Origin of the sequence: Pseudomonas sp. CM27 (genome assembly GCF_013179515.1) — a bacterium.
In the GTDB taxonomy this organism is placed as follows: domain Bacteria; phylum Pseudomonadota; class Gammaproteobacteria; order Pseudomonadales; family Pseudomonadaceae; genus Aquipseudomonas.
Genome location: NZ_JABMCN010000306.1, coordinates 1 through 6,378, shown reverse-complemented (window position 1 = coordinate 6,378; position 6,378 = coordinate 1). Strand labels below are relative to the sequence as shown.

Here is a 6,378-nt window from a genome sequence, read left to right as displayed (position 1 = left end):
AGCAGCAGCCACGAGCCGCTGCAGGTGCAAGTGGCCGACCTGTGGATCGACCTGATGGCGCGCAAGGCAACACGTGCCGGCCAGCGCCTGGAGCTGACCGCCAAGGAGTTTTCGCTGCTCAGCGTGCTGGCCCGCAGGCAAGGCGAGATCCTGTCGAAGACGGCGATCGCCGAGCTGGTCTGGGACATCAACTTCGACAGTGATGCCAACGTCGTCGAGGTGGCGATCAAGCGCCTGCGCGCCAAGCTCGACGGCCCCTTCGACAACAAGCTGCTGCACACCATCCGAGGCATGGGCTATGTCCTGGAAAACCGTGCCGGGTAACTCCATCGCGCTGCGCCTGTCGGCGTTGTTCATTATGGTGGCGCTGAGCGTGTTCCTGCTGATCGGCTCGGCGCTGTATCGCCAGGTCGACCGCAGCCTCGACCTGCTGCCGCAGGCCGAACTGGATGCGCGCTTCAGCGTGCTCGAATCCACCCTCAACCGCTTCGGCACGCCCGAGCACTGGGCCAAGATCAACAACAAGCTCAACCTGCTCAGCGAAGAGGACAAGCGCATTCGCTTCTGGGTGGTCAGCAGCAACCCGGCCTACGAGTACGGTCAGCCCAGCGAGCTGATACGCGCTTTTGCCGAAGGTGCACAAGGCATGCGCGACCTGCGCCTGCCTGACCGCCCCTACCCTTACAAGGTGCTGGTCAGCGAACTGCCGGCGCTGGACCAGCGCCCGCCACTGCGCTTTCTGATCGGCATCGACACCGAAACTTTCTGGCAGGCCCAGCACAGCCTGCTGGTGGCGATTGTAGGGCTGGCGGTGCTCGGCGTGTTGCTGGCTTCGCTGCTGGGCTACTGGGTAGCGCGGATCGGCCTGCGCCCGCTGCTGGCATTGTCCAACGAGGCCCAGGCCCTGGCCCCGCCGCGCCTGGACGGGCGCCTGCAGACCCAGGCCCTGGCCCCGGAACTGGCGCAGTTCGCCGGCGCTTTCAATGCGGCGCTGGACCGGGTCAGCCAAGCCTATTCACGGCTGGAGGCGTTCAACGCCGACGTCGCCCATGAACTGCGCTCGCCGCTGACCAACCTGATCGGCCAGACCCAGGTGGCGCTGACCCGCGGGCGCAGCGCCGAGCACTACTTCGAGGTGCTGCAATCGAACCTTGAGGAGCTGGAGCGCCTGCGCAGCATCATCAACGATATGTTGTTCCTGGCCAGCGCCGACCAGGGCAGCAAGGCCACTGCCCTGACCCAGGCTTCACTGGCCGAGGAAGTGGCCACCACCCTCGACTACCTGGACTACATCCTCGAAGACGCACAGGTCAGCGTGAGCGTGACCGGCGACGCACAGGTGCCCATCGAGAAAGCCCAGTTGCGCCGGGCGTTGATCAACCTGCTGAACAACGCCGTGCAGCACACGGCGCCGCACCAGCAGATCCAGGTGCGGATTGACGCCGAGCCCGGGCAGGTCAGCATTGCCGTGAGCAACCCCGGGCCGGCGATCGACGATGCGCACCTGCCGTTGCTGTTTGAACGCTTCTACCGCGTGGATGCGGCGCGCAGCAACAGTGGCGGGGGCAACCATGGGTTGGGGTTGGCGATCGTCAAGGCGATTGCCTTGATGCATGGCGGGGAGGTGTTTGTGCGCAGTGGGGCCGGGTTCAATACCTTCGGCATCCAACTGCCAGTCTGACGCGGTCCCTGTAGGACCGTGTCTAGCGCAGTGGTTTGCGGCGAAAGTGCTATTGCTTTTTGAGGGATCGTTACCTTTTGCGCAACAGTGCTTATCGCACTTCGCTCTGTTTCAAGTGCACTGAAAGGACTAACTTTACCCCTGTCCTCATTAGCACTTGCCCCGCAAGAAGGTAGTTTCAAATGTCCAACAGTATGGGTATTGCCAGCGTCTTCGTCCTGTCTTCCCTGTTGTTGTCGCCCTTGGCCATGGCCGAAGAATCCCCCGCTTTCGTCAACCGTAATGCAGAGCTCGCCGCCGTCCATCAAGAGGCCCGCGACGCTGTAGCCGCACAACAGGCTGACGCCGTGAAAGACGCAAACCAGACAGCCTCCAAAGTTTCTGTCGATGCCAACAGCGACAGCTGATCAAGCGCTGTTATTGCTCCCGTTTTCCCTTGGCTACGCCATGGGCACCACCGGTGCCGATATGTTAGCCTTTTAAAGCCGCTGCCAATCAGCGGCTTTTTTTATGTGCTTAAACTCTCAGCCCCGCTGTAACGTCCTTCTATAAAAAGACGCACATTCAAAAATAAAAACTGCCCCACCGTCAGACCAAAGGAGCTAGTACCGGTGTCTTCCGCGTTTCGCTTTACCCCGCTTTTCATTGCGTTGACTGCAACGATCCCCTTCGCCGCCCAGGCAGATGAAGACAAGGCTGATGGCTTCATCGAAGGTTCGTCCTTCAACCTGCATTTCCGTAACGCCTACTTCAACCGCGACAACCACAATGCCGGCGTGCGCGACACCCGCGAGTGGGGCCAGGGCGCCGTTGCACGCTTCGAGTCGGGCTACACCCCGGGTGTGATCGGCTTTGGCCTGGACGCCCATGCCATGCTGGGCCTGAAACTGGACGGCGGTGGCGGCCATGCCGGCACCAGCATCCTGCCCCAGCACATCAAGGACGACGGCGAGCTGGGTGCTGCCCCGCACTCGTTCTCCACCGCCGGTGCCGCGATCAAGCTGAAGGCCTTTGACACCGAGCTCAAAGCCGGTGACCTGTTCCTTACCAACCCGGTGATCGCCGGCGGCGAAACCCGCATGCTGCCGCAGACCTTCCGCGGTGTGAGCCTGACCAACACCAGCGTTGACGGCCTGCTGCTCGAAGGCGGCCAGGTCAGCTTCACTCACCCGTACAACCAAAGCGGTCACCGCCGTATCGATACCTACTACGGGTCGCTGGACGAGCACGACAAGAGCAAGCACCTGAACTGGGCCGGCGCGTCGTGGAGCGGTACCCCGAACATCACCGCCAACCTGTACGCGGCCGAGCTGAAGGACATCTGGAACCAGTACTACGCGGACTTCGACTACACCTACGTGGTCAACGACCTGGTCAGCCTGAACCCGGGCGTGCACTTCTACCACACCCAGGACACCGGCCAGGCCCTGCTGGGCAAGATCGACAACAACACCTACAGCCTGCACTTCACCGTCAATGCCGGGTACCACAGCGTCACCGCCGCCTACCAGCGGGTCAACGGCAACACGCCGTTCGACTACATCAACCTGGGCGACAGCGTGTACCTGGACAACTCGCGCATGTATTCGGACTTCAACGCCCCGAACGAGCGTTCGTGGAAGCTGCAGTACGGTTATGACTTCGCCGGCGCAGGCATCCCGGGCCTGAGCACCACGCTGTCGTACTCGCGCGGCGAGGCGGACCTGAGCAAAGCCACCCAGGACACCAGCCACTACGACTACTACCGTGCCGACGGCAAGAATGCCACGCACTGGGAGCGCGACCTGGATGTGAAATACGTGTTCCAGGAGGGGGACCTCAAAGACCTGGCGGTGCAGGTGCGCTACGCCACCCACCGTGGCAGCCAGGGCTATGCGTCGATCGACAGCAACAGCGACAACGACGAACTGCGGGTGATCGTCGACTATCCGCTGAACGTGTTCTGATCTCACCCTGCAAGCTTCACCTGTAACCCTGTGGGAGCGGCGGTGCGGCGATCCGATTCACCCGCGAAGAAGGCTCCGCGGTGCCGGGCACCGGCTTCGCCGGTGTTCGCGGGTTAACACGCTCCCACAGGGGCGCTGAAATGAATCGAACTTGCAGCACAGCGTGATTCCGTCGGACAAATCTTGTCCGACAATCCCCGCTTCCCTAGAATGTCGCCGCCGCGAATGGCCCTGCCCACGCAGTAGCGAGCATGCCCACCCAACCCCAGCGTTTTGCAGTCTACAGGTCGCACCCCGCGCTGATCCTAAACCTGGGCAGTTGCCTTGCCGTGCTCGCAATCGTGGCCATCGTCAGCTACCTGCTGGCGCGCGAACGTGACAGTGTCGAACTGTCTGCCCTGCGTTCGTCCAACAACATCGTCCAGCTGATCGAAAGCGACATCCTGCGCAACGTCGAACTTTACGACCAGTCCCTGCAAGGCCTGATCTGGGCGGTCGGGCGAAAGGAACTGGCGCAGGTACCCGGCCCGTTGCGGCAGCGCCTGCTGTTCAACGAGGCGTTCGTCAACCGCAAGCGCGGTGACGTGCTGTGGCTGGACAAGCAAGGCAATGTGGTGGGCGATTCCACCAGCAGCGTGCCGCGCCAGGCCAACTTCGGCGATACCGGGGTGTTTCTGGCGCACCAGCGCAATGCCAACCTCGGCCTGCTGGTAGGCCCACCATTCAAGGCCAGGCTTGGCGACCTGGACTGGTGCATCAGCTTCAGCCGGCGTATTTCCGGGCCGCATGGCGAATTCGCCGGTCTGGCTGCAGGTGCGTTACGCCTGTCGTATTTCAGTGAGCTGTTCCAGCGCCTGGACATCGGTGATGACAGCAGCATCAACCTGATCAACACCGACGGGCAACTGCTCGCCCGCCAGCCCAGCCGCGCGCGGGACCCGCTGATCGGCAGCAACTATGCCGGGCGACCAAACTTCAAGCGCATACTGAGTGAACAGCGCGGCAGCTTCACTGCGCGCTCCGGCAGTGACCACCGCCTGCGCATGTACACCTTCGCCCGGGTCCCACAATTACCGCTGATCGTGCTGGTGGTGCATTCGGCCGACGAGGTGTTCCAGTCGTGGCGCCGCACAGCGATTCTGGTCAGCGTTGCCACTGGTGTGCTGTGCGTGGGTATTCTCTGGCTGACACTGCTGCTGGGTCGCGAGCTGAGCCGTCGCCACGAGGCCGAGCAAGGGTTGGCGACCTTGGCGGCCACCGACAGCCTGACCGGCCTGGCCAACCGCCGGCGCCTTGACCAGGTGCTGAGACAGGAGTGGGCACGCGCCCAGCGCAACCGCAAACCACTGGCGGTGCTGATGGTGGATGTGGATCACTTCAAGGCATTCAACCAGCGTCACGGCCACGCTGGGGGCGACCATGCCCTGCGCGAAGTGGCCAAGGCCATCGAGGCGTGCATTCGTCGCCCCGCTGACTTGGCAGCGCGTTATGGTGGGGAGGAATTTCAGGTCGTGCTGCCGGAAACGGAGTTGGCCGGCGCACTGCTGCTGGCAGAACGGATACGGGCCAGCGTCGAAGCGCTCGCACCCTTTGCCGAAGATACCGACGCGATAACAGTAAGCATCGGCATCGGCTTGTCCGGCACCCGGCACGACCTGACGAGTGTGCTGGGTGCTGCGGACGAAGCCCTCTACCGGGCCAAGGCCAAAGGCCGCAACCGGGTAGAGGGGCCTGCCGTTTAGGAACGGGCGCGGGCAGCGTTACGCAGCGCCTTGACCTGGTCATGGTTGCGCTGCACGCCCTGCAGCTGGTTTTCCACCAGCATGTAGGACTGGTCGCTGGCGGTGCGGCCCAGCTTCACCAGCTTCTCGCGGGCTTCCTTGTAGGCCTTGAGGGCATGGTCCTCGCCGCGTTCAACCTCGTTCAGCACCGCTTCTTCATCTTTGCCGGTGAGCATCGATTTAAGGTTGACCCAACCACGGTGCATGTCGCCGCTGATGCTGGTGGAGGTTTCAGGGTCGCCACCCAGGCGGCGCACCTCGCTTTGCAGTTCGCCGGCAGCGTTGGCGCACTCGCCGGCACGCTGGACGAAGAACGCTTTCAGTTCCGGGTTCTTCACATCATCGGCCGAGGCTTTGAAACCCTTTTCGCCGTCCTTGCTGTACTCGATCAGGTCGTTGAGTACGTCGATTACGTCTTTGTTGGGGTTGCTCATGGTGAAACTCCTTGGCAGGTGATAGTCATCTGTAAGGGAGCAGTGTTCGTGCCAAGCTTTTGAATTTATAAATATCCTTTAAAATCAGATAGTTAAGAACCTGCAGAAGATGCCGTCGGATGGCGTTCTGCATGATTGCCGCTTGGGACCTCGTGCAGATTGCAGTATGGTCGGCGCTTTTCCCCAGCCAGGTGCGCCGATGAAACCGGAAATGCTCGAACTGCTTGTGACCCGGACCATGCCCTTCGGCAAGTACCAGGGGCGCATCATTGCCGACCTGCCGGGGGATTATCTGGCGTGGTTCGCGCGCCGGGGCTTCCCGGCGGGTGAACTGGGGGGGTTGTTGGCGTTGATGCATGAGGTGGATCACAACGGGCTGGGGGATCTGCTGGGGCCGTTGCGGCAGAAGCATCGGCGCGCTTAGGGATCGCATCAGGGCTTGCAGGTGCTGCCGCAAGATTTGCAGCGCCTGTGAGATCGAGCGCCGCCCGCGCGGCGCTTCGCGGGTGAACCCGCTCCCACATTTGTTGCAACGT

General features: G+C 62.4%; 7 protein-coding genes. 6 read left to right on the top strand and 1 reads right to left on the bottom strand.

Translation table 11 applies throughout. The annotated features are described in order from the left end of the window. The 5 genes from HP547_RS26310 to HP547_RS26290 all read left to right on the top strand — a co-directional run. Nucleotides 1-324, top strand: a 324-nt coding sequence (locus HP547_RS26310) for a winged helix-turn-helix domain-containing protein (protein WP_172288336.1), incomplete at its 5' end; no start/stop codon positions are given. Continuing rightward, nucleotides 299-1,681: a heavy metal sensor histidine kinase gene (locus HP547_RS26305; RefSeq protein ID WP_172288334.1), complete on the top strand. Its 1,383-nt coding sequence runs from the start codon at nt 299-301 to the stop codon at nt 1,679-1,681. The genes HP547_RS26310 and HP547_RS26305, both read left to right, overlap by 26 nt. Nucleotides 1,682-1,863: 182 nt before the next feature. Continuing rightward, entirely contained in the window at nt 1,864-2,088 is a 225-nt protein-coding gene (locus HP547_RS26300) for a hypothetical protein (RefSeq protein WP_172226368.1), read from the top strand. Nucleotides 2,089-2,292: 204 nt separating this feature from the next. Next, nucleotides 2,293-3,627: an OprD family outer membrane porin gene (locus HP547_RS26295; RefSeq protein WP_172288332.1), complete on the top strand. Its 1,335-nt coding sequence runs from the start codon at nt 2,293-2,295 to the stop codon at nt 3,625-3,627. A 251-nt stretch (nt 3,628-3,878) separates the two neighbouring features. Then, complete coding sequence (locus HP547_RS26290; RefSeq protein WP_172288330.1) at nt 3,879-5,369, top strand: sensor domain-containing diguanylate cyclase; 1,491 nt, start codon at nt 3,879-3,881, stop codon at nt 5,367-5,369. Here HP547_RS26290 and HP547_RS26285 read toward each other — a convergent pair. Next, on the bottom strand, nt 5,366-5,842 hold the full coding sequence (locus HP547_RS26285) for a PA2169 family four-helix-bundle protein (protein ID WP_172226377.1): 477 nt from the start codon (nt 5,840-5,842) through the stop codon (nt 5,366-5,368). The two genes, HP547_RS26290 and HP547_RS26285, sit on opposite strands and share 4 nt — an antisense overlap. A gap of 199 nt (nt 5,843-6,041) precedes the next feature. On the opposite strand from HP547_RS26285, the gene HP547_RS26280 reads away from it, so the two are divergent. Next, nucleotides 6,042-6,266 (top strand): DUF3820 family protein, encoded by a 225-nt coding sequence (locus tag HP547_RS26280; protein ID WP_172226380.1) that lies wholly within the window; start codon nt 6,042-6,044, stop codon nt 6,264-6,266. The last annotated feature ends 112 nt before the right edge of the window (nt 6,267-6,378 follow it).